The sequence below is a fragment of the Borrelia duttonii Ly genome, from assembly GCF_000019685.1.
Lineage (GTDB): Bacteria > Spirochaetota > Spirochaetia > Borreliales > Borreliaceae > Borrelia > Borrelia duttonii.
The window spans coordinates 47,254-72,496 of the sequence record NC_011247.1 but is presented as its reverse complement, the minus strand read 5'-3'; the positions used below and the strand labels follow the sequence as shown (position 1 = coordinate 72,496).

Annotated in this window: 24 protein-coding genes and 1 pseudogene; 19 read left to right on the top strand and 6 right to left on the bottom strand. The window is 25.7% G+C overall.

Annotated elements, in window-relative coordinates:
* Positions 1-205: 205 nt before the first annotated feature.
* The 11 genes from BDU_RS04725 to BDU_RS04685 all read left to right on the top strand — a co-directional run bounded on the left by BDU_RS04725 (position 206) and on the right by BDU_RS04685 (position 9,799).
* Positions 206-922: a hypothetical protein gene (locus BDU_RS04725; RefSeq protein WP_012539400.1), complete on the top strand. Its 717-nt coding sequence runs from the start codon at positions 206-208 to the stop codon at positions 920-922.
* Positions 923-927: 5 nt separating this feature from the next.
* Positions 928-1,095 carry a hypothetical protein gene (locus tag BDU_RS08580; protein ID WP_318250798.1) on the top strand — a complete coding sequence of 56 codons (168 nt, stop codon included), beginning with the start codon at positions 928-930 and terminating at the stop codon, positions 1,093-1,095.
* 202 nt (positions 1,096-1,297) lie between these two features.
* Entirely contained in the window at positions 1,298-2,359 is a 1,062-nt protein-coding gene (locus BDU_RS04720; RefSeq protein WP_049752268.1) for a hypothetical protein, read from the top strand.
* A 316-nt stretch (positions 2,360-2,675) separates the two neighbouring features.
* Positions 2,676-2,822, top strand: a complete 147-nt coding sequence (locus tag BDU_RS08245) for a hypothetical protein (protein WP_014683145.1) — start codon at positions 2,676-2,678, stop codon at positions 2,820-2,822.
* A 386-nt stretch (positions 2,823-3,208) separates the two neighbouring features.
* Positions 3,209-3,985 (top strand): hypothetical protein, encoded by a 777-nt coding sequence (locus BDU_RS04715; protein WP_012539398.1) that lies wholly within the window; start codon positions 3,209-3,211, stop codon positions 3,983-3,985.
* Between the two features lie 30 nt (positions 3,986-4,015).
* Positions 4,016-4,780, top strand: a complete 765-nt coding sequence (locus tag BDU_RS04710; protein WP_318250797.1) for a transcription antitermination NusB family protein — start codon at positions 4,016-4,018, stop codon at positions 4,778-4,780.
* A 27-nt stretch (positions 4,781-4,807) separates the two neighbouring features.
* Positions 4,808-5,596 (top strand): hypothetical protein, encoded by a 789-nt coding sequence (locus tag BDU_RS04705; RefSeq protein WP_012539396.1) that lies wholly within the window; start codon positions 4,808-4,810, stop codon positions 5,594-5,596.
* 135 nt (positions 5,597-5,731) lie between these two features.
* Positions 5,732-6,529, top strand: a complete 798-nt coding sequence (locus BDU_RS04700) for a hypothetical protein (RefSeq protein WP_012539395.1) — start codon at positions 5,732-5,734, stop codon at positions 6,527-6,529.
* A gap of 220 nt (positions 6,530-6,749) precedes the next feature.
* Entirely contained in the window at positions 6,750-7,619 is an 870-nt protein-coding gene (locus BDU_RS04695; RefSeq protein ID WP_143705848.1) for a complement regulator-acquiring protein, read from the top strand.
* Positions 7,620-7,772: 153 nt separating this feature from the next.
* Positions 7,773-8,669 carry a hypothetical protein gene (locus BDU_RS04690; protein WP_012539393.1) on the top strand — a complete coding sequence of 299 codons (897 nt, stop codon included), beginning with the start codon at positions 7,773-7,775 and terminating at the stop codon, positions 8,667-8,669.
* A gap of 356 nt (positions 8,670-9,025) precedes the next feature.
* Positions 9,026-9,799: a hypothetical protein gene (locus tag BDU_RS04685; RefSeq protein WP_012539392.1), complete on the top strand. Its 774-nt coding sequence runs from the start codon at positions 9,026-9,028 to the stop codon at positions 9,797-9,799.
* A 216-nt stretch (positions 9,800-10,015) separates the two neighbouring features.
* Here the strand turns inward: BDU_RS04685 and BDU_RS04680 are convergent, their stop codons facing one another.
* The 5 genes from BDU_RS04680 to BDU_RS04665 all read right to left on the bottom strand — a co-directional run bounded on the left by BDU_RS04680 (position 10,016) and on the right by BDU_RS04665 (position 14,396).
* The gene (locus tag BDU_RS04680; protein WP_012539391.1) at positions 10,016-10,888 is read right to left on the bottom strand and encodes a hypothetical protein; all 873 of its coding nucleotides are present in this window, start codon (positions 10,886-10,888) and stop codon (positions 10,016-10,018) included.
* A 281-nt stretch (positions 10,889-11,169) separates the two neighbouring features.
* A complete protein-coding gene (locus tag BDU_RS04675; protein ID WP_012539390.1) occupies positions 11,170-11,970 on the bottom strand; it encodes a hypothetical protein in 801 nt (266 codons plus the stop codon).
* A gap of 343 nt (positions 11,971-12,313) precedes the next feature.
* Positions 12,314-12,664 carry a hypothetical protein gene (locus tag BDU_RS08575; protein WP_318250796.1) on the bottom strand — a complete coding sequence of 117 codons (351 nt, stop codon included), beginning with the start codon at positions 12,662-12,664 and terminating at the stop codon, positions 12,314-12,316.
* A gap of 99 nt (positions 12,665-12,763) precedes the next feature.
* Entirely contained in the window at positions 12,764-13,120 is a 357-nt protein-coding gene (locus BDU_RS08570) for a hypothetical protein (protein ID WP_318250795.1), read from the bottom strand.
* Between the two features lie 451 nt (positions 13,121-13,571).
* Entirely contained in the window at positions 13,572-14,396 is an 825-nt protein-coding gene (locus BDU_RS04665; RefSeq protein ID WP_041177814.1) for a hypothetical protein, read from the bottom strand.
* 602 nt (positions 14,397-14,998) lie between these two features.
* Here BDU_RS04665 and BDU_RS04660 point away from each other — a divergent pair.
* From BDU_RS04660 to BDU_RS04650, 3 genes are all read left to right on the top strand, one after another.
* The gene (locus BDU_RS04660) at positions 14,999-15,943 is read left to right on the top strand and encodes a hypothetical protein (protein ID WP_012539388.1); all 945 of its coding nucleotides are present in this window, start codon (positions 14,999-15,001) and stop codon (positions 15,941-15,943) included.
* Between the two features lie 287 nt (positions 15,944-16,230).
* Entirely contained in the window at positions 16,231-17,115 is an 885-nt protein-coding gene (locus BDU_RS04655) for a hypothetical protein (protein ID WP_012539387.1), read from the top strand.
* A 558-nt stretch (positions 17,116-17,673) separates the two neighbouring features.
* A complete protein-coding gene (locus BDU_RS04650; RefSeq protein ID WP_012539386.1) occupies positions 17,674-18,447 on the top strand; it encodes a hypothetical protein in 774 nt (257 codons plus the stop codon).
* Positions 18,448-18,694: 247 nt separating this feature from the next.
* Here the strand turns inward: BDU_RS04650 and BDU_RS04645 are convergent, their stop codons facing one another.
* Positions 18,695-19,828 (bottom strand): RNA-guided endonuclease TnpB family protein, encoded by a 1,134-nt coding sequence (locus BDU_RS04645; RefSeq protein WP_012539385.1) that lies wholly within the window; start codon positions 19,826-19,828, stop codon positions 18,695-18,697.
* A gap of 39 nt (positions 19,829-19,867) precedes the next feature.
* Between BDU_RS04645 and tnpA the strand changes: the two are divergent.
* The 5 genes and pseudogenes from tnpA to BDU_RS04620 all read left to right on the top strand — a co-directional run bounded on the left by tnpA (position 19,868) and on the right by BDU_RS04620 (position 24,917).
* A pseudogene (tnpA, locus tag BDU_RS09095) lies at positions 19,868-20,298 on the top strand (IS200/IS605 family transposase).
* 209 nt (positions 20,299-20,507) lie between these two features.
* Positions 20,508-21,311, top strand: coding sequence for a hypothetical protein (locus BDU_RS04635; protein WP_012539384.1), 804 nt, complete (start codon positions 20,508-20,510; stop codon positions 21,309-21,311).
* A gap of 255 nt (positions 21,312-21,566) precedes the next feature.
* Positions 21,567-22,472 (top strand): hypothetical protein, encoded by a 906-nt coding sequence (locus BDU_RS08555; protein WP_041177813.1) that lies wholly within the window; start codon positions 21,567-21,569, stop codon positions 22,470-22,472.
* A gap of 193 nt (positions 22,473-22,665) precedes the next feature.
* Positions 22,666-23,541: a hypothetical protein gene (locus BDU_RS04625; RefSeq protein WP_318250793.1), complete on the top strand. Its 876-nt coding sequence runs from the start codon at positions 22,666-22,668 to the stop codon at positions 23,539-23,541.
* Between the two features lie 338 nt (positions 23,542-23,879).
* Complete coding sequence (locus BDU_RS04620; RefSeq protein ID WP_012539381.1) at positions 23,880-24,917, top strand: hypothetical protein; 1,038 nt, start codon at positions 23,880-23,882, stop codon at positions 24,915-24,917.
* Positions 24,918-25,243 lie beyond the last annotated feature (326 nt).

The following is a 25,243-nucleotide window of genomic DNA, read 5'->3' as shown; positions in this document are numbered from 1 at the left end:
TTTATATTTATTAAATATAAATTTTATGTAATGAATATCGTGTATATCATACATTTTATTTGTTATTCTGTTAATTTTTAATCTTTTTTTGTTATTATGTGATAATTTTATACTTATTATTTTTTTGTAATTTATGTTATATTGTAGATGATGTTATATTATATTAATTACAATATAATAATCCTTAAGAAAAGGGGGATGATTTATGAGAGTAATAAGAATTTATTTTTTGTTTTGCTTTATTATGGTATCTTGTGGTAAAGATCTCTTAGATACTTTAAGGAAAAATCCGGGGGTTGAGGGGCAATTGAATGTTGGAGGTAGATCTGTTTATGTTTTGGGGAAAGTAGATAATAACGGTAGTGTTGCTAGATCAGGTAGTACAACAGTTAATGGGTCAACAAATGGTGGCAATCCTGGTCCAGTAGAGGTTACGATTAATGGTTCAGAACAAAGCGTAATAGATGAGCTTTATAATGTGCTTGTAAATAAAACGGATCGTTATAAAGCTACACTTGTAGATGAGGCTTCTTTAAGTAATTTAGCTGGTAATCCATACAATATTCCTTTTAGAAAAATAGATTTACAATATGATAATTTGAAACGACAATCAAATTTTTATGCTGGATTAGGATATGATGTTCAGGCTATTAAGGATGTGGGTTTGATATTCAATAATTTGAATTTAGAAAAAGCAATGCCCTCGCATGACAGATCTGCTGAAGGTAAAAATGATGAGTGGATGCTTGCTAATAATTTACTTATTCTTGTGTGGCAAGTTGGGCATTATTCTGAAAAATTTATGAATCATTTAGATAATGCAAGCCTTAGTAAAATTTATAGGGATAAAAATAAAGAAAAGCTTTTGTCAATTAGTAAGTGTTTTTCGATGAGTTTGTTAAAGTTAGATCTCGTGCTGTAGAAACTATGAAAAAAGAATTGACATTATTAAAATCATTAGTGAAGACAGAAAAATTTTTAAATAAATTGCGAGCAACACTTGGTTTAGTTGACGGTTATGACAACAATATTAAGTCATTATCTTATGAAATCGTCTCATTAGAAGAACAATTATTAAGATTGAAGAATAGTTAAATTAAAGAAAAATCTTGAGATTGTGAATTGGAATCTCAAGATTTTTTTAAATATTATAATTAAAAACCATATAACAAAAAGTAAAAAAAAATATTAGCAAAATTTTCTTTTTTTATATAAATCATTTAGTAAATATCATTATATTGCGTTATATTGAGTTTAAATATTGGTTGGTGTAAACGCTAAGATAAAGGAGAAGTTTATGCAAGGATTGGGCATAATTTTATATGCATTTGGTATGATATCTTGTAAGCAGCTTAAATTGTCAGAAATTACTAATTTTTTAGATATGCATCAATCAAAAGATAATTTAAAGAATTATTCACGTGAAAAAACACTTGAACAAACAGAAACACTTGAACAAACGGATTTAAAGGATCAAAAATCTTTAATTTTGGATAAAGTAAAACTTGAATCAAAAGAGATTGTAGCAAAAGATAGAGATTTAACCAAAGTTGTTGCAAAATCTCTAGATTTGGGTAAGGAGGTTTTAGAGAAGGATGTTTCAAACAAGAGAGTTGGGGATAGAGTGTTTGAAGATAATAAATCTGCAAAAAATGAAAAGAGTGATGCTAGGCAACTTGAAAGTAAAAGTAAGTTTAGGTCAAATTTAAAGATTGATGGAAAAGTTAAGTTATTAATTCCTAAAAAAACAGCACAAGAAGTTTATGCTGCATTTGAATCTAGAGTATTAAAGTATAAATCAAAACTTATACATGAACGCAGACGATTTAATCCAAGGCATTATTCATTAAGTATTCCTTTTAAAAAGGTGTCGCCAATTTTTACTTCTGCAGAGCAACAATCAGATATTTATGCTGCTTTGGGGAGTGATGTTAAAGTTATTACGGGATTAGAGAAAATATTAAATAATTTGGATTTAAAATATCCTGCTCTTTATTCTTATGGTGATACAAGAGTTGCAGCTCATTTATTTAATCTATTATTAAATATTTCAAATTATACAAGAAAACTTATCAATAATCATTTAAATACTGCAAATTTAGATCGAATTAAAAATGGTAAGAGCGTGGAAGATATAATTGCACTTAATGATCTCTTAGAAAAATTTATGATCGAAAGAGACAATGCAGTAAAGATAATTCAAGAACAAATACTCTCATTAGCATCGAAAAATAAAAAAGAAGTGTTGAGGGGGTTAAAACAAACTATTGGGCTTGAGAATAATTCTAGTAGAGAGATTCAGCATGCATCTTATTCTATTATAGGAATGGTAACTCGCATAGCATATTTAGTAAAATAATTCTTCAATATTCTATATAAATAATAGCTACTTCTAATTTAGAGGTAGTTATTATTAACTTATTAAGTTTATGAATTTTTTTGTTAAAATTTATAATTAATTATATTTTTAAAATAAGTATCCTGTTGTCTGCTTTTTTTGATATATATTGTCTTTTATATTAGATTGATATCTATAAAATTTATTTTTTTAAAGTTTAAATTGTTTTTTTATTTGTGATAATATTTTATATTATAATCAATATTAAAACTTATTAATTATATAGTATTACTATTACTATTATTATTATCATGTAATTTTAGAAAAGGAGAATTGTGTGAAACGAATAGGCGTTTTGTTATTTATAATATGTGTACTGTATGTGTTATGTATGCTAAGTATTTTGTCTTGTAAACAGGATGTTGCTGAGAACTTACAACAGGAACATATTGAGATTAAACAAAATGAATTTAAATTTAACTAACAATAAGAAGCGTTCTTATGAGTTATCTTAAAATTAGAATATAAGACATTTATTTAGATATTCTAAAGTTTGAAATCCTATTTGATTATATCTATTACTACTTATTTATATTGAGGGTATGGTATTAAAGATAGGCCAATTGATCATTATGTATATTAATATAATATATCCAATTAGTTGATTAATTAATTGGATATTTTAATATTGATTATAGTAAAAAATATACATAAATGTCATTTAATATATTGTTTTAATTATTTTAATAATTTGTGTTATAATGATTATAAACTAATACTTCTTATTGTTTGAAACTAATTATACTTAGATAATAAGTATTGATATCTTAATGTATTTTTAGTTATGAAGGAGAAGTGAGGAGTGGTTGAATGAAATTTATATGTATGGTAATGAGTATTACATTTGGTGTTTTGTTATTTACGGGTTGTGATGCTAAAGGCCCTTCAGGTCGGATGGGGCTTGCAGGAAGTGATGGGGTTGATGGAAAACCGGGTAAGGCTGGACGAGGTGATCTTGCGATTTTGTATATGAATTTTTTTAATCTTTATAGGTCGTATACTGCTAATAGAGAAAAATTTGATTCTGAAGTTAATAATTTTGATGCTGAAGCTTTTTTCTCTCATAGTGTATTTAAAGATGAATTTTCGGGTAGCAATGTTGAGCAAAGAAATGATTTTTATGCTAGCTTAAAATATAACATTGAGGATATTAAGGTAGTAGAAAAGGTTGTAGAGATATTGGTGGATAGTAAGGATGAAATAATTAGGAGTAATGCTTTACATGTATTGAATGTTTTAGTTGATAGTGCTCGACATGTAAAATTAGTTTTGTCTGCATTGGAACCTAGTTTGGATTTATTAAATGAAATTGATGATGTTGCAGGTATTAGTGACCTTAATGTTATGTTAATGATGATGTGGATGGGGAGAGAAAAGATAATAGATGATATTAGATTGTTGTTTAGTATGTTAAAGGGATATATCGATGTTGGAAACCCAAGTATGCGTAATATTATGAATTCATTAAATGTAATTATTACTTCATCAGGAAATATTTATAAACAAGTTAATTTAGGTGTTGATAGTTTGTTTAGTTTAAAAGAGGCAATTTTAAATAAAATAAAAAATTTAAAACGAAGAGTTTAGTTTTTATAGATTCTTAGAATGGGAGTTTTTATGAAAAGAATGAATGTATTAATATGTGTTGTAAATTTTTTAGTGATATTGGGATGTGTTGGGCCTACTGGGATACAGGGTCTTAGGGGTCCTGATGGAAGAGATGGAGAGAAGGGACAAGATCATCATGGTGATGTTGAATTGTTAATGTCAGCCTTTTTAGTCCTTAAGAGTTCTTATAATTATAATCTTGGTGATGTTAAGAAAATTAAGGATTCTATTGAAAAGTCTTCTATATTCTCACATGTTGCATTTGAGGATAAATTCCAATCAGATAAAAATAAAGATTATATTTGTATTGCAGTAAAGAGTAATGAATTGGTTTTTGAGGATGTATTGCATATTTTACGATTATTGGTAGGAGGTCGTAGTTCTACTTCGCAAGATCATAATGTTGCTAAAAATTTTTTGAATTCTCTATTAGATAGTGCCAGTTATATTGATGAGGTTATAAACTTAAATTTATTTACTCCTGATTTTGACTTGGATAGGTTGCGTAGTTTTGACAGGTCTGCTGTTTTTGAACTTAATTTTCTTTTGATGGGTATGTTAGGTTTAAGAGAAAGTATTGTTAATGATATTAAAGTATTACTGAAAAATCCAAATTTGGCAACATTGGGTTCATCAAGTCCTTCAAATCTTAAAGTTGAGTTAGCTCCAATTATTGATGTTGGTGGTAATATTTATGAAAAAATTTATGGAGACAATGATAGCTTGAAAAGTTTGAGAGATCTAATTATTAAGAAAATAAATACCAATGTCTAGTATGTTGAGGCTCTAAAAGGAGTTTTTATGAAAAAAATTTATGTAGTAATTTTTATTTTAATGTTGTTAGTATTTGGATGTAAAATAGGGGAGCGTGGTCTAGCTGGATTTGTGGGTCATAATGGTAAAGATGGACTTAGTGGTCATGATGGAAGAAGTGATGTTGAGTTACTTAAAGTAAATTACTTAAAATTTAAAAGAATGTTTCATTCCAATTATGAGTCATTTAAATTAAAAAAGGAAGATTTTGATAAAGAAATTCCATTTGACAATATTATATTTGATAATGAATTTAAAACTGAAAGTCAAAGAAATAGTGTTTATGCTAGTTTAGATTATAATGTTGAAGATATTGAGATTTTAAAAAATCTCATAGCTAGATTATTTGACTTTATTGATGAGGATAGGAAACAAAATATTAAAGCTTTATTATTTTCTTTAAGAGATATTGATCAATATGTTTCTGCTGTTATAACAGCAAGTGATGTTGTTATTAGTGATTTTAATCTTGTTAATATTAAGAAGGGGAATAATATGGATATTGTTAGTTCACTTAATGCTATGTTTGGTGAATTATTATATAGAAGGGCAAGTGTAATTAAAGATATTAGGAATATTTTTAGTAGCATAAAAAAATTCATGGAAGTTGCTTCTGCTGATCGTATATCAAGTATTAATGGTAATATAAGGATAATTGGTTCGAATACGGGAATTATTTATAAAAAAATTCATGTGGGTGATGAGAGTCTTTTAGGGTTAAAGAATGATATTATAAAAAAATTAGAGGAATTAAAAGAAACATTATGGCTACAATGAGTTTGAATTACAGTAAATTATTGTTCTTTATTCTAGATGTATTTATATATTTGGGATATTCTCTTTAAAAGTAGTATAATTACATTTAATGGCTTTTCTATATGATTTATACGAAATGCTAAGGGAGGGTATTTAATGATAAGGATTTATGTATTAATTTTTATGTTTTATATCCTAAATTTATTTTTGGCGTGTAAAGTACATAATGATTCAGCAGATGATGTTGTTGTGATGAATTTTGATGATTTGTCACAAAGTGGCAACACGTCAGCTCCATCACAATTACCTCCGATTAGATATAAATATCCTCAAGCAAATGTGGTTTATGATCAATTAATGAAAAGTTTGCATGCTCTTAAGTCTTCTTATAGTGAAAATCGTGATGCTTTTTTGTCAGTTAAATTGCAGTTTGACAATGGTATTTTTGGTATATATGATATGGATTTTAGTGATGATGAGGCAAAAGATGATGTTTATAGTAGTTTAAAGTATAATTCTTTGATTATTGCAAATTTGAAAAGGGTGATAGAAACTTTAATATCTGCTAATCATAAAGATATTGCTTTAATATTATTGTATCGCTTGAGAGCTAGTGCTATTTATGTAAGAGAAGTTATAGATGAAGATTATGGAATTTTTAGTCAGGATAATTTGAGTATGATGCGATGTAGTAATAATATAGCAGGTATTAATTTAATTAAGTCTTATTTAGATGAAATGCTGAAACTACGAAATACTATTGTGGATGAAGTTAAAAATATGCTAAGTGGTGCAATAGATGTTATTAATGATAATGATAAATTTTTACTTAAGTTAAATTTGATTACTGGTTCGCAAGGATATATTAGAGAAATGATTAATGGTTTAAAAAGTCTTAGATATTTAAGAGTTGCACTTGAAGAAGAACTTGATAATTTAAAATTGTGTTTATGAATGTCAAAATAATTGTTTTTTTAATGTTTTTTTAAAGTTGTGTATTTGATGTTACTCTTTTGATTAAAAGAGATTAATATCTTTAATTAAATTAAAAATATTTATTATTATTAATTTAATCTTTGTTAATTAATAATAATGAAATATAATGTTTTAATATATTTCATTACATATGTCAGGGTATTGTTTTGTAATATTTCTATGTTAGAGGAGCTATTTGATGAAAATAATATGTCTAATATTTTTTATTTTGAGTTGTTTGATGATAATAGGGTGTTCATCTGATGGACCGTTATTAAGTGGTGAAAGTTACCCATATTTGAGGTATGCTAAGAGTAAGAGTAATAAGGGAACTGCTGCTTTATCAAGTTTTGGTATAGATATAATATTGCAAAAGCAAGGCCAAGGCAATAAAGGTTCTCTGGCTTATTCTGAGTTACTTCAAAGTATTAACAATATTAAAAGGACATTAAAGTTTGATTGTATGGAATTTGATGAAGCTCAGTTTGATGATATGTTTCAAATTTGTTCTTCATATGGTTATAAAATTGGGTATGATGTAAAAGTTAAAAGAGAAATTTATGCTAGTTTAAATTATGATGTTGATTCTTTAGGTAATTTAAAGACAATAATAAAAAGTTTGGTAAATTCAGGTGAAAAGAAGGGTTGTGATTTAGTTGTTAATTTGCTTAGATATTTAAGTATTAGTACTCAATATATAAGTGATATTGTGGATGAGAAAGGGGTTATTTTAAATGTAGCCAATTTAAATATATTGAAAAGGAGAGATAATGTGGCTAGTTTAAGAGATCTTAAATCTAAATTGGATAGTGTTTTATTGCAACATAATGTTTTAGTAAGTAAATTAAGTGCAATTTTGGAACGTTCAATGGGAATATATTCTGATTTAGCAGACCCTCAGAGTAAGGCTAGAGCAATAAGCGTTTATCTTAGCAGTATGATTAGTAGGGATAGTGATATTTATAATAGGATTTTTAATCCTTTTGATGCTCCTGTTGGTGCTAATAAATTGAGTTTACAGAGCTTAAACTTTGCAATTATTAAGAAAGTTGAAGAATTGACCAAATAGTTTTATATGTATTTTTTTGCTAATTTAAAATGTTTAAGTATTTATTGTGTTGATATAAGATTAGTAGGTGTTATTTTGAATGTTAATTTTTTAGTTTTGTTATTCTTGAGTAGAGGGATGTTATAATTGATTAAGTTTTAATAAGGAGAATATATGTCAAGAATAGGTATGGGAGTATTGATAATTGTTGCTTTAAATTTATTCATTAGTTGTTCAGCTGTTAGAAAAGATAATTTTGGTGATGTACACAAAGTTGTTCTTTCAAAACATTTAGATAATTTTGACCTACTAAATTTAGATTCATATACAACAGAAAGTTTAGATCTATATAGAGATCTTCCCTTGCCAATAACACCTTATGAATCATTAAAAAGAAAAGTTCAGGAATTTAGGATTTCATTAGATGTTGGTTCTAAAGGTTTTGATAAATCCAAATTTGATGGCATGTTTCATGGTTTTAATCATTATTTTAAAGATGATTATTCCAAAAATTGTGTTTATATTGCTATGAAATATAATGTGGAATATCTTGAAAAAGTAAAGAGTATTGTAAATAAATTGATTTCTGTTAAGATTGATGATCCTAGAATAGTTTCTGAATATGAGAATACAGCTTTGAATTTGTTGATAGTTTTACAAGATATTGGGATATATGCTTTGGATGTTGTAGAAGAGAATGGTGAAATTTTGAGTAACTCTAATTTAGATATGTTGCAGGAGGATAATGACTTAGATTCTATTAATTCTATTAGTGTTGCTTTAGATAACTTGTTTAAACAAAAGGAATATGTTTTTAATTTATTTATAGATAATATAGAAAATATAGTGAATTTAAAAAAAATTGCCTCCATTAAATATGAGTTGGATCTTATTATTGGTAATGATGGAGATATTTTTAATAAAGTTGATAGTAAGAGTGGTTTGTTTGGTTTTAAAGAAATAATTAAAGAAAAAATTGTTGATCTGAAGGAACAAAGGGCTCGTAAGTTCCGTATTTATTCAAAATTAAAAGGAGATTCAGATAAACAAAAGTCAAAGAAAGAAAATTAATAATATAAAAAGTAATTAATTAAAAGGTTGATATACAAATTATTTATTTTATATATGTATATCATTAATATGTATACAATCTTTATTGATTCTTTTATATCTTTATTGTCAATATATTAAATAACCTTGTAGGTAAGTTGATATATTTTAATAGTTTTATTTTTATGAAAAATTTTTTTGATTATTGAGATTAATTTATGATATTATTTTTAATAATTATTAAAATATAAAAATTATTAAAATATAAAAAAATAATATAAAAAATAAACAATTTATATTATTGTTGTGGTTTGTTACGTTTAGGTTAAAGGTTAATAAACATAAAAAATATATTTATATATATAGGAGTATATTTAATGAATGTGATATATAAAATAATATTTATACTAGGTGTATTGTTTGTGTGTTCTTGTAAACAGGATGGTGAGCAATCTACGGAAGTTGTTAAACAGGATGGTGAGCAAGATATAAGTGGTGATTTTACGGAAGCTTATATTGTATTGCTTAATAGTTATAATAGATTTAAAAGTTTAATTAATGGGCCAAAAGGATTTAGTAATTCCTTTTTTGACGATATGAAGAGATTATTTAATGCTTATGTTGAAGAATATGCTCAAAATGATTTTTATGCTAGTTTAGGGTTTGATGCTGTTGCTATTGATAATTTAAAACGTATAATAACTACTTTTAATCTTAATAGATATTATTATAATACAGAGGTTGGTAATTCGTTTGTTCATAGGTTAAGACAGTTTAGTCTAAAGCTTATTGTTCCGATTAATAATTTGCTTCAGAAAAATGATAATATAGGTGTTCTTAAGGATAGTAATAATATGGAAGGTTTAAAGGAGCTTGCTTTGATGTTAGATGATGTGTGTGTCAAATGGGGTATGTTTGTAGGTCAAGTAAAAAATGCAATTAATGAAGCATCAAATTTAACCGTTAAAAATGCTGTTATAAATAAATTAGAAATTTTGAATAATTTGGAGATTGAGAATCCTAATCAAATATGTGTTGATGTTCAAGGTATTAAGAATGAACTTTGTGATCTTAAGCATGAATTGTTGCAGTTGTTTATTTCTATTAAGGACAAAGTGTTAGAGTTGGTAAAAGATGTAGGTAAGGAGTAGGGATTTGCGATTTTTTGATGTTATTGATAATAAAAATTAATAATTAAACAGAGCAAAATTAGTTATTAGTTAAGTCCACATATTTGTGGACTTTTTTATTTTTCGAATTGTTTGAGACTTACGGTTTTTATGCATATCTCATAAACTGTGGTTTAAGTTTGTTGATAACTTAAATGCAATATGCATATGAGCTCAGAAGCACATTAAATATAAAACTTATGGTGCTGGATTTATTTCGTTAAGTAATTCTTGCACTTGATCTATCACTTTAGAACATAATGTTTTAAAGTGATTTTTGAGTTTGCAAAGTTTAGGATCACCGTTTTCCTGAGCACTATATACTTGATCGTCTTTAAGAGTCTCTAGTGTGAGTATTGGTTTTAATTCCTCAATAATATTATCTTTGCTGTCATGTTGTGCAGCCTTTTCGATTATATCTTGTGTTGATTTCACAATTTCTTGCCATTGTGAATGCATATCATCTAACATATCTTTAAGTGTGTTGATACCTTGTATATTTTGGCTTTGTTGTAGTTGTTCTAATTTGCCCTTTCCAAATTTATTGTCATCCTTTAATATTATATTAATAGAGTGTTTTGCAATATCACTTAATTTATAAATTAAAGGCTTAGCGTTTTGTTCTTTCATATACTCATCTTTATTGGTAATTGAGGAATGTAGTACTATTTTTTTTAAATTCTCTAAACAATTGATATTTCCAGATATACTGTAGGTAACTTTATCTTGAACATCTTGAATGTGAAGCCTGTGACTATCTTTATTAAATTTTTTGTTAATCTCTTCAAATAGTGAAGATATATCAAATCCTTCATCTTTATGATGATACAATGTTTCAAGCGCATTAAAGCTAGCAGTTAATGCATCATAAGCCACTTCCTTTGGTGTTTTAACTTTTCTTGGTGTATCTGTTAGTATTTCTTCTTCCTCTTCTTCCTCTTCTGGGCTTGAACTTAATTGATTAAATGGAGCATTGGCTCTAGTATCATCTGTAGGGTTTTTCGTGTTTTGACTACAGCAATATATAAGAAATGCACTTAGTATAAATATTATTTTATATATTAATTTCATTAAATATCCTCCGTTATTTTTTAAAATTTAATTTTTATATCATATATTGCAAAAATATTACAAATATATAATTAACTATGTTATTTTACATTGTTAATAGTATATACATTATTGTAATAAAAATCAAAAAATTTATATTATTAATTAAGTTTAGTAATTAAAATAAATTATGTATTAAAATGGAAGTTTTTTAATTTTTGGTATTTAATTTGTTTATTTGCTTTACATATATTTATATATATAAATATTGATATTAAATATTACAGTATTGAATTTATATCTTAAATTAAGCTTTTAATTTTATTTGTAGTTTTTAAATATGAATTTAAAAATTCATTCTTAAGATTACAAAGTTTATCATCATATTTGCATTGTTGATTAGGATTATTTAAATCTAAGTCGTAAAATTGTATTAATTTATGTATAACATTACTTTTTATGTTTAAATTTGATGCTTCATTAATTATATTTTTTACTTGCTCTACAAACATATCCCATTTGACACATACGTCATCTAACATCACAGCAAGCTCCTTTAAACCTTTTTCATCTTTACTATATTGAAGCTTAAGCATATTGGTATTTTTAAAAACACCATTGTTTATATCTATGGTATTAAAAATAATATTAAAAGCAAGTAGACTTAATCTGTCAATTAATTTATCGCCAATCATTGAGGTATCATATTCTGCAGGAGTATTGAATTTTATTATTATTTTTTTTAAGTTGTGAAGTGTATTAGTATCTCCTTTAACCAAAGAATAGATAGGGTTTTTATGATCTCTGTTATTGTAAGTAACATTAAATTTTTTATTAATATCAAAAAATAAAGGATCATGAAATTTTGTGGGCATGCAATTATATAGTGCCTTAAATTTATTAAGGCTTTTTATGAGTGTGGTATATTCTGTCTCTTTTGTTAATTTTGATGTTTGTAACTTATTTTTATTTAAATTTCTTTTGTTGATTGAATTTGTTTTAATTGCTAAAGGAGTGCTTGTATTTATCAGATCGTTACTTACCTGTTTGCAACACAGTAATAATATATTTAAAATAAATATTAAAAAATATACTTTGAACATTAAATATCCTCCTCTAAATTACAATTTTAATACCATTAATGAAAATATCTTGTTAATATAAATCCTTTATATTTATCTCAATATAGTTATTTATCAATATCATATTTAATTAGAGAATTAAAAAAATAGATTTGCAGATTCAATTTTAATATTTGACTTTTACCCGTTAGTTAGACGATGTTGGTAAACTAAGTCCACATATTTATGGACTTAGTTTAATAATTTTATATTAGTTACTATATTTGATTATCACTATTTTATTATCACTCGCACCAAATTATTTATAAAAATTTAATGTAAACATAAAATTTTTTGGAATCTTTACTTTAATTTTTTCCAGTTATTAATGCTGTACTTTTCCAGTTATCAATTCTGTAATCTTATTTTCAATATTTGTAGACAATACTATCAGTTCATTTTTAAGTTTACAAATTTCAGCATTATTGGTAGAACATGTTTCAGTTTTATAAGACTTCAACTCATTTAACATTTTGAATATATGTATAACATCTTTTTTATTCGTTAAGCTTGCTGCATTGTTAATTGTCTTTTGAATTAGGCTGACAAACATATTCCATTTTATATATGCATCATCTAGCATTTTTGCAATTTCATTTAGACTTTCTAAATTTTTAGTGTTCTTAAGTTTATTCATACGATTATCTCTGCTAAATGAATTATCAATCTTACGCATAATATTTATTATTAGATAACTTAAATTTCGGACTAATGATTCACCAATTGCTGGATTATGATAATCATTCTTTGAACCAAAAGTAGTTATTATTTTTTTTTAATTATCAATAGTAGTAGTGTCAAAATTTAGCGTATAGTACAAATTGTCATTAACACTATGTTTATAGTCTGTATTAAAGAAACCTTCAATTTCTTCAATACAAGAACTTTGAAATCCTTCTGGTTTTTTAAATAAAGCTTGAATTTTATTATACTTTTCAAGTAATTGCTTATGAGATTTATTTGGGATATTGTCAGTTTCTTCAAAACTTTCTGTTTCTTCATTTGTAGCAGTGTGACCAGATGCAAAATTCTTGGTTTCATCTTGAATTTTAGGTTTTTCACCCTTATCTTGTTTGCAACAGCATATAAAAAATGTACTTAGCACAAATATTGTTTTATATATTATTTTCATTAAATATACTCCTTCATATTAAACATTTTTCGTAATATTTAAATTTCAACTTTCATACTCTACATCACACAAGTGTAATAATTTGTATCATTAATAATATTATTAATAATTAATGTTTTTAAATTCTTGTAACTTTTTTGTCAAATTACTCATCATAATAATCAATATTTGACATACAATACCCTAAGTTAAAAATTAATGCAAAAAAATTAGAAAACATTATTAATAAATAATAAATAAACAATTTATTTGTTTTTTAATGTTAGATTTTTTAAAGATATTAATTATTTTGATTCAAATCAGGTAACTTTTAATTTAACAATTTTAGGAAAAAAGAAACCCACACCTTTGTGGGCTTTTATTTTTATGAAGTTTTGTATTGATTGTAACTGTAAATGATATCAAATTATGTATAGAAATATAAAATTATAAATATCTCGAAATTTCTACCTTAATTGTCAACCAAGCTTTCAATCAAGCTTTCAATTTTGTTTTTAATATTTTTAGATAATTTGCCCATTTCATTTTTAAGTTCACAAACTTCATTATTAACACCATTTTCATTACATATTTGATTAAAATTACCAAGATGTAAATCATTTAACAGTTTGAATTTTTTTGTAACATCATCTTTCTTATTTAATTTTGCTGCTTCGTTTATTGTAGTTTGAATCAGGCTTACAATTGTATCCCATTTTTCGTATAAATTATCCAACATATTTATAAGCTCGTTTAAAGCTTTTACATCATTACTATTTTTAAGAATATTTATTTGATTGTTTTCTTTGAAAGCATTATCAATTGGACGAATAAGTTCTTTGGTAAAAAGACTTAATTGATGGATAGACGCAACATCAAGCCCTGGAATATCAGGTTTTTTAGTTGGATTAAAAGTCGTTATCATCTTTTTCAAATTATTAATAGTAGTAATATCAAATCCTACACTAGGATAAAAATTATTTTTTACAAATAGTTCATAATCTACCCCAAAGAAATTTCCAATTTCTGTAATAAAAGAACTATTGAATTCTTTTGGGGTATTAAGTAAAACTTGAAGTTCGTTATAGTTTTCAATTAATGCATCATAAGCTTCTTCTGGTGTTTTTGGTATTTGTTTTGCTTTTTTTAATTTCATTTTTTCTTTCCATGCATCAGTGTGCCTAGATTTGTTGCTGTCGGTTTTAATTGTGCTTGCATTTTGTTCACCTTTGTCTTGTTTGCAACAACATATAAAAAATGTGCTTAGTATCAATATTGTTTTATATATTAATCTCATCAAATATACTCCTTTACGTAGATATTTTTTTAATGTTTCTTAAATTTGTGATTTTTCATACCATACATTACCTAAATGTTATAATTGCGGTTTAATATTGTTAATTGCAATATTAAAAATCAAAATAAAAATATAACAATTTTAATTGTGTTTAATTATTTATAAATTCCGTATTGAAATAAATTTTAAATTGTGGTGATTTATAACATTGTCTATCCTATTTACTTGGTTTAAGTTAGCTGAAGAATAATTTTAATTTACCAATTAACCTATTAATAGTTGACACATGATATTTTAACTTAAAATTTAATGCAAAAAATTAGAAAAACATCGTTAATATATTTAACGGTTTAATTTATCTACAATATTAGATTTTTTGTATCAAGTTATGATGTATGTGATTGATATGGTTTTGAAATAAAAGGATATAGATTCGATAAATTTTTGTTATATGGGGTTGTGCTGAATGTTTAATTCATTATTAATTAATAATCTTAATAATTAATTTATTGTTTCGTGATAATAGATGTAGAATGCATTACGTTTTATATGTCACCACAGTATTTTTAGTTGTGTGATATGGAATATAAAGGAGGATATTAATGCAGCGAATTTACATTTTAGTATTTTTATTTGGTATGTTAATGTTATGTTGTAAACAATGGAGAAATGATAGACATAACATTAAAGGGACTGAAGAGACTAAGAATAAATTGGGAAGTGTGTCAAATTTTCCATTCTCACCAGTTGTATCTGATATAGGAACAGAAAAAACAGATGGGTTAAAACCAACAGGTGTTAAAGATTTTCAAGGAAATGGGGAAGATGGGCATGTTGAAGATGAAGAGACAGAAACATTTGATTCATTGAGAACAAAAGCTTATATTGCATTAAGAACAAATTTATCTAAGCTTGTGGATTTATATCATTATAGACCTAGCGAATTTAGTGATTTTTTGTTTGAAAACATTAAGACTAAATTTGGGGTTGATGAGAAGCAAGACTTTAGGGACAGTGTTTATGCTATGGTGAAGGGAGATGTTGCTGTTTTAAAGAATTTGGAAAAAATAGTAATGCATTCTTTTGGAAAAAATGAGGTAGTAAGTCAAGATTATCTTTTTGAGAGTAATGCTTATTTTTTGCTTTTTCATTTTAGTAAGATGGCAAATTATCTTTTAGGTATAGTTATGCATAAAAATGGTTATATTTTAAATGATGATAATTTGTTAAAACTTCAAGATAGTAAAGATATAGAAGGTTTAAATGAACTTGCAAGTATTTTAGAGCATATTTGTTTGAAATGGGAAAATATGGTGAGTTTAGTTAAAGGTATTATTAACGATGCTTCAAGATTTACTACTAAAGATGAAATTATGGAAAGATTGAAACCAATTACTGATTTGGAGGTTATTAAATATAATCAGAATTGTGATTGTAATTTGCCAGATGATGATATGCATATTTGCAAACTAAAGAATAATCTAAGGGTATTATGCAGACAGCTTAAGGAGAAAATGAATAAGTTGATAAGATATAAAGATTACTAATGAAATTATTTGTGAGTGGTTTAGTATTTATATTTATTATTTTTTTATTCTTGTGTAGAGAGAATGTGAACTATTAATTGAATAATTAATAGGTTTATTTGAAGGAAATGTTGGTATTATTATTAATTTTTTTAATTAATTTAATAATAATATTGTTTTATTTTAAATAATGATTATATTGTACATATATAGTTTTTATTATATAAGCATGCTTTGTAGTACTTATTTTTTATATGGTATTGAATTTGTAATAAATGTGTTTTTAATTTAAGCATAGAGGAGAAAAGATGACAAAAGTGGGTGTGATGTTATGTTTCTTTGCTGTTTTATTTCTATGTTGTAGACAAGGAAATATTATGACAGAAGATTTGGAAGATTCAAATTTTGAAGAAACAAAAGAAAGAAAGAAAAATAAAAGAGGAAGGTTTGGTTATTATGACTTGAATTCTTTAGAGCAGGCTTATGATGAATTGAGTACAAGTTTAAATAATCTTCGATCGTTATATTATTATAGAGATGATGGGTTTAACATATCTTTGTTTTCGGATATTGATGATGAATTTAGGATTAAAGATAATATATTCATTATGGATGACAATGTTTATGCTGTCTTACATGGGAGTATTGATGTTGTTGGAAATTTAAAAAAGATAGTGATAGATCTTAATGAAGATCAATCTTCATATATGTACAAGAATTTCAATGGTCATTCTTTGGTTGCTAAACTGGATCATATTTCACAGTTTACTATTTTTGCTATTATGAAAGCATATTATGATGTTAAAGGTAATCAGCTTTTAGAGAAGCTTAAATATAGTAAAGATATAGAAGGGCTTAAAAAAATTAAATTGATGATCGATGATTTTTGTGTTGAGTGGGCAAAGTTAGTCGCAGAAGTTCAAAAAATAATAAATGATGTTGCAGTATTTGCTGATGCATATATTAAGATCAAAAATGATCGTTTTAAAGATAATGAGAAAATTTCTTATATGAAAAGTATTGAAGATGGATTACGACCAATTGCTGTTTTAGATATAAACAATTTTAATCAGGTATGTTCGGATAGTTTGATTTGTAAACTTAAGAATGAGTTGGTGAGGTTAGCTAATCAAATTTTGGATAAAGGTGATGATTTATTGAATGCATTGCAACCACAAAATTCAATACCATAATATTATATGTGTTGTTATATTTATTTAATTTTTGCTGATATCAGGATATAGTAATATTCATTCACTGAAAAACGAAGCCCATGTTTGGGTTTTGTTTTTTATATGTTTTAAAGTGTGTGATATTGCAATTAAAAAAACGATAATAAATTTAAAGAATATCTGTTGTATTATTTTATTTGTTATATTCATCTTTGTAAGTTAAATGTGAATGTCGTACCTTGGTAGAGGTCTATCTTAAAAAATCCAAAATCTTAATTTTTATAATTATAATATGGTTTTCATTTAGCCATTATGATATTTATGTATAGTTGATAATGACAAAGTTTACATATAAAGTCTTTATTGTAGATTTTATATTGTATAAACGTTTTTATTATTTAAATGTTTAACTTAAGTAATAATTATATTGCCATTATTTAAAATAATTATTATATTATATTGGGCACAAATTAATATTGAATCAATTTATGTCATGCTACATTGCATAAATATGTTTTATAGTGTGATGTAAAGTTTGAATTAATAGATATTGTGTAACTAAAGAAAAAGGAGATATTAATGAAAAGAATATTTATGGTAGTTTTTGCATCTAGTATACTATTACTATCATGTAAGGAAAAGGAGGATAATGTGATAAATGATCAAGCAGGTGATTACATGGATATGAAATCATTGACATCTGAACAACAGCAAATTTATTCTGCATTAATTGCAAGTTTTAATGATCTAAAAGCCTTATATGATTATAAACCGGAAGGGTTTAATGTTTCTCTGTTTGATGACATTAAGAATAAATTTGGAAATACCTATTATGAAAATTTTAAGGAAACCATTTATGCTGCATTTAAAGGAGATGTTGCAACTATTGATAACTTAAAAAAGATAGTTGCAGATTCAATTGAGACTAAGGACGAATATATGTCTGCACTTAATGGTAGGCCTTTGCTTTATAGGTTAAATGAACTGGGAAATATTCTTTTTTTATTTTTGAATAATGATAGTGTTTTTGGAAATGATGGTTTAATTAAAATTAGAGATAGGCAAGATATTGCACTATTTAATGAAGTTAAGTACATGTTAGATGATATGCGTGTCAAATGGGATGAGTTGGTGAGCTTGCTTCAAAATACAATTAATAATGTTTCTGTATTTGCTTCTAAATATATTGAAACTAGAAATGTTGCTGATAAAGAGGCAATGATAGCACAATTAGAACCAATTGTCGAATTAAAGTCATTAGATGCGAATCAGTCATGTAAAGGTGTAATTTGTAAGCTTAAGAATGAATTTATGGATTTATATTCTCAAATTAAAGAAAAAAGTGTTGAATGAAATTTGTTTAAAATTTTAAATTAGTTGCTTTTTAATTAATTAATCGTTGATGAAGTTCATATAAATTTGGACTTCATCAATTTTATTATATAGAGTAATTAAGAGTTGCGAATAATTTAAAATTATGGGAGTGAACTGCTATTTCTAAATCAAAGATTATAGAAATAGCTTCTTGTTTCATCCCATGATAGCTTTTTAGGTTCTATAAGAACGGTCATCCACTAGAGCATGGTCCACAAGCTTTACTTCAGGCAGTTCCTGCCTTAGTTTTTATTTCCTTATAATAATAAGCTTTAAGATTTAGAGCTGCATTTATATCTCTATCGTGCAAAGTGTTACAACTCCTACAACTCCACCTAATATCACTTAATTTTAGGGTTGTATTTTTAATACCGCAATTGTTGCATAGCTTGCTTGATGGAAAATATCTATCAACTTTATGCAAATAAGATTTAGACCACTCTGATTTATATGATAATTGTCTTACAAACTCATGCCATCCCAAATCATTAACACTTTTGCCAAACATTCCTTTTTGCATACTTTTAATTGATAGGCTTTCTATTACTATATTTTTATAATTAACTACAAAATAATAAGATAATTTATGTAAAAAATCTTTTCTTTGATTTGAAATTTTCCTATGCAATTTGGCAACTCTTAATCTAGATTTAGCTCTATTTCTAGAGCCCTTTTGTTTTTTTGATAGTTTTCTTTGGCATTTCTTGAGTTTACATTCATTTTTTAGTAAACATTTGGGATGATTGATTTTCTCACCCCCACTACTTACTAAAAAATGCCTCATACTCATATCAATACCAACTATCTCTTTTTTATTGCATTTAGTTTTATCGTTATTTTTAACATCTAAGCACTCAACCGCTACTGAAATGTAATATTTATCATCAGTATCTTTTTCTACTACTACATTTTTAATAAGTTCATTGCTTTTAATTTTCCTATGTAGAGCTAATTTTACAAATCCTATTTTAGGTAGCTTTATATAATCATTTTCTATTCTTATTGAGTTTTTTTGATTATTAGTTCTAAAGGTTTGTCTATTTTTCTTACTTTTATATTTAGGAAATCCTTGTGTTCTATTTCCTTTTTTAATTTCTCTAAAAAAATTACTATACGCAGAATTTAAGTCAAGTTGAGCATTGCAAAGAGCCAAACTATCAACTTCCTTTAAGAATAGAAATTCTTCTTTATATTTGCTTGGATAAGTAATAAGACTTTGTTTATTTTTTTCATAATAATCTTTCTTATCACTTAACATTTTGTTATACAAAAATCTTACGCACCCAAATACTTTTGAAAAATATTTCTTTTGATTAGCGTCAGGATATATTCTGTACTTATAAGCTTTATTAGCACTCATATGTTTTATTATTTTATAATATTTTATACTTAAGTGTATATGTCACACAAGCTAACTTTTAATAATCACTGCGTATATTCTATTAATTATCACCTAGTATTAGTTACTAAATATAGGCATAAAAGCCGAGCTTTCATCTTCTTTTTACCAAATAATACTTAATATATGTTCTTTATGGAAAATAACCCTTAATGAATTCAACCATGACAAGGATCATATTCATTTATTACTTATTACTAGAATTTACCCCCAATATTGAACCTTCTAAATTTATCAATACTCTAAAAACAGTAGCTTCAAGGCTTATAAGGAAAAAATATTCTACTCATTTAGATAAATATTATTGGAAACCTTATTTTTGGTCTAGAAGTTATTGTCTGATTTCTACTGGAGGAGCCTCTATTGATATCATCAAAAATATATTCAAAATCAAAATAAATGTTAAATTTTCTAAAAAATCATGTAGTTAGATAAGGTTTTTATTGTAAACATATTAATTAGATAGATTAATTATGTTATATTATATTTTATATATATAAAAAAACATATTACATTTATGTATTGAATACAATTAACATATTGAATGATTTACATATGTAGTAATACATGTTTTATTAGTATGTGATATTAGATTTGTAATGTAAAAATTTATTGTATGTCTAAAAGAAAGGAGAAATAAATGATAGTATGTGCGATAATATTTGCACTTAATATATTATCGTTTTCTTGTGCTCAATCTGTAACTAATTTGGCAAATGTAAGAGAAGGAATAGTTACAGGCGTATCAAAATCGTTAACTGAGTTTGAATTAAAACAAGCTTATTCTGAATTAGAACATAGCTTTAATAAGCTTAAATCCTTATATCATGATAGTTTTGAAATTTTAAATATTCCTTTTCTTAATGATTTTAAAAGTAAATTTAATATTACTAATAGACAATTTCATATTGATTTGATTTATGCTATTTTAAGAAGAAATTATTTCCTTTTTAATGCTTGGAATGGTCCTGATGTTATTTTTGTTGATGGAGATAGTAAAAATCATATTTTAAGTGATAGTGTGTTGTTACTTTTAGGTATATATACTTTAGTAATAAACACCTTGTCTGCGATTTTAGAGCAAAATGATGTTTTTGGAAATTATAAATTGAACAAGCTTAAATATAGTCGAGATATAACGGGTATAAATGAGATTAAGAATATGTTACATGATATGCATTTGAAATGGACAGAGTTTTCGATTTTATTAAAAAATTTCATTAATAATTTATCAAAATTTTTTTATAATGATATTCAAAATTATAATAATTTTTTTAGAGACGAGATTTTGTTGCAATTGAGAAAAATTAGAGATATGAATTTTATAGATAAGAATCAATTTTGTAAAGACAATTATAAAATTTGTGAACTTAAAAATGATTTGATAAATTTGCGTTATCAAATTGAAGTTAAAAGTAATGAATTGATTCGAGTTATATATTAACGTTATATTATGATAAATCTTTAGTATATTAATCTTTTTTTCTAATTTAATAATGTATTTTGTTTTTGTTGTTAACTTAATTAGCTTAAAAAATGGTATTTAAATTAAACTGAAATTGAATATAAGTATTTACATAAGTTATTGTGTAATAAGTTTAATTTTATGAAAATGCATATAGAATGTATTTATGCATTGTTTTTTGATAATATTTTATTCATAAAAATTGTTTTTTGAATAAATAAAAGGAGGATATTGATGCAACAAATATGTGTGGTAATTTTTTCATTTGTATTGGTATTATCTTGCAGACAAGGGAGTAGTGAGAATGTTAGTAGTTCGATTGTAAGAAAAAGTAAAATCAAACCAAATCAAGTTGTAACAGGTGTTGCAGAATATAAAGAAAATGGTTTTGACGTAGGTAAAGTCTTGTTTATTGAAGATAATGTGGATAGGAAAAAAATTTTATTAACTCCTGATCAAGCTTATGAGGCACTTGTGGTAAATCTTGAAAAACTTAAAGCTTTATATAAGAAACCCAAAGGATTTTATGTATCTTTTTTTGATGATTTTGAAGAGGCTTTTGGAGTTGAGGAAATGCAAGCTTTGAAGGATAGTCTTTATGCTGTATTAAATTGGGATGTTAATATTATTAATAAGTTAAAAAAAATAGTACTGTTTTCTGTTGAAAACAAATCTGATTATTTGTATGAAAAAAATGCTGAACCTTTGATTGATACATTAAGGAAGATTTTTTGGCGTACCATTTATGCAGTTATAGTTAAATATAATGGATCTGAAATTTTCAGTGTTGCTAATTTGGCAAAAATTAAATCTATTGGGAATGTGGAAAATTTGAATGAAATTTCTGTTATGTTGAGTGATATGTATAATAAATTTAATGATATTATGAAGTTGATAGAATATGTTATTAATGATGTAGCGAAACTTAATGCTAAAAATCTTATTATCAAAGGATTAGGACCAATTATTAATTTAGATTGTATATATGAACAAAAGTGTGTGACAGGTGGAGCTGATGTTTTAGGAATTGGCTTTAAAATGTGTAAACTTAAAAATGATTTGATAAATTTAAGAACAAGAATTACAGAGAAAGTTTTTAAAATAATATATCCCGAGAAAGAGACAACATCAGAGTTTTAATCTGTTGAGTAACAAATTAAATTAATTAAATTTATTAAAATAATTAGTAGTTTTTGTGTTATTTGGTTATAGTGGGTGTAAAATGTATGTCATTCTATGTAGTGTATCAGCATGTTTTATAGTGTTATAAACATAGAAGTTGAAATTACATTACATATTATTGTGTAGGTTGAATCACAAAAGGAGGATATTAATGCAGAGAATGCGCGTTATAATCTTATTGTTTAGTGTATGCGTGTTATCTTGTGGTCAAGATAGAGTTATAACTCCTGATAAATATGGAATGCGAAAAATACGTTCATTCCCAACAATTACGCCAGATGTTAAAGTGAAATCAGGTAATTCAGGTTTAACATCAGATGCCCAGGTGGAAGTTATAGAGAGATTTAATAATCGAACCAAAAGAGTACCAAAAACCCCAAAGAAGGCTTATGCCAAATTTAAGCGAAGTTATGACAAACTTAAAAGATTTTATAATCGTAGACCTAAGAATTTTAATGTGTCTTTATTTGATAGCATAAGGAAAAAATTTGGTGTTGATGAGAAACAAGGTTTTAAGGATAGTGTTTATGAAAGTTTAAATGGAGATATTATTTCTCTTAATAACTTAGAAAAAATATTAATGCTTACAAAAGGGTCTGGGGATGCATATAGTGTTGAACTTAATTCTAGACCTTTGCTTATTAAGTTGTGTGGTATTGTAGGGAGCTCTATTTTTGCAATTATGAATGAAACAGGTGCTATTTTGAGTAAGGATAATTTAGCTTTAATGCAAGATAGTCAGGATGTAGATGGTATTAATAATCTTGGAAATAAGATGGATGATATTCGAGAAAAATGGAGAGAAATGGTGAAGTTGCTTCAAAATATAATTAACAATGCAGCAAGGTTTGCAACCCAAGAGGATGTTATTCAAAATTTACAACCTATTATTGATTTAGATACTCTAAGAGGTGATCAGGAATCTACTAGTCAATTATGTTCACTTAAAAATGAGTTGCTAGATTTGTGCTATCAGATTGAAGAGCAAGTTAGAAAACTAAGGCTTGGGCTTGTGAAATCAAATTGATAATAGTAGATAATAGTATTTGTTTATTAAGGACTTGTATTCGTTTCAAAGAGTGCAAGTAGACGTATAAATATTCTCTGAGCCTGCTTAAGTGCAGGCTTAGTTTTATTTATGAATGAAAAAATAGGATTTATATAGACAAGATAAATATAATTAATTTGTTTAAAATTATGTTTTATAGAGCAATTTTATTAATCAATAAATTTTTAATTAAATAAATTAATAATTTCATGTTATTTGATGATAATGGGTGTAGACTGTAGTGGGTTTTATATGTCATCAATATGTTTTTGATGCTTATATGGAAATTATGATGTAAATAGAAAAAGGAGGATTTAATGCATCAGATTTATAGAATAATATTTGTATTTAGTGTATTTATATTATGTTGTAGGCAGGATAGAGGCGATATTAGTAATGGTCAATTAATGAATAGAGATAGGAAGATCTATGGATCAATGCCAGCTACTGTGTTAAATAATACTCACTTGGAAGAAACAAAGACTTCAGGTACAGGTGATTTACGACATAATAAGTTAGGTGTAGATTTGTCAATTAACATAAAACCAGTGGGTGATTTATCAGCATCAAGACGAACAGAAAATGGTGAGGATGCAAATACTTTAACCCCACCACCTAATGTGTTAAGTAATGGTTTACCTGATATGCCAAGTAATGGGGAGAAGACACCTGATGTTGTTGATGAGGAGAAGGGATCTGATCATACAGAACAAAAACAAAGGACATTTGAGAAATCTTATGATGCATTAATGACAAGCATTGACAATCTTAAAACATTGTATTATTACAGATCTGATAAATTTAGCGAATATACACTTGATAAGATTATGAGTGATGTCAAGCTGCATTATAGTAGGACTTCTAACAATAATGTTTATGCTGTATTAAAGGGCGATATGCATATTTTAAGTAGATTGGAAATTATAATGAGATATTCAGTTGGATCTTGGAGTTCAGAATATAATTACCCCCATTATTTTTTTAGAATTTTAAACAATCTTGGGGGTCTTATCTTTAAAATTATAGATGAGAAGGGTGAGATATTTAGTGATGAGAATTTAAGTAAATTGAAGAATAGTCAAGATTTTGGGTGTATTGATGTTATGACAGATACTTTAAGTGTTGTGCATAAAAAGTGGAGTGAGTTGGTAAAGATAGTTCAAGATCGAATTGTTGAAGCATCCAATCTTGATTCTGTATTTTTTATTGTAGAACACTTGTCGTTAATTGTTGATGTATATGATACTCCTAAGAATTTTGAAGAAGTAAAAATACGTATTCTTAAGGATGAGTTGACAAATTTGCGTTCTTCTCTTAGAGATAAGGTTTATGAATTAACTAGGAGACAACACTGAGAATTTAATATAATTTTATAGTTATTGTATCTGCTTGTTTGTAAATAATTTATAAATAACTTGTAAATAAGTTTGCATTTAAATGTAGACTTATGTTTTTTATTTTGTAGTAGTTATTATTTTAAGGAGTTTTTGATAGTAAAAATTGGGAATAATTTGATATGAGATAGAGAGTTTTTATTAAATAATATTGTTGATAATTTAATTTTTAATTAAATAAATTAATAATTGCATGTTATTTAATTCTAATTGATATAGAGTTTATTGAGATCTATATCTCATAAATATGTTTTTAATGCTTATGTGATAATTATGATATAAAAAAA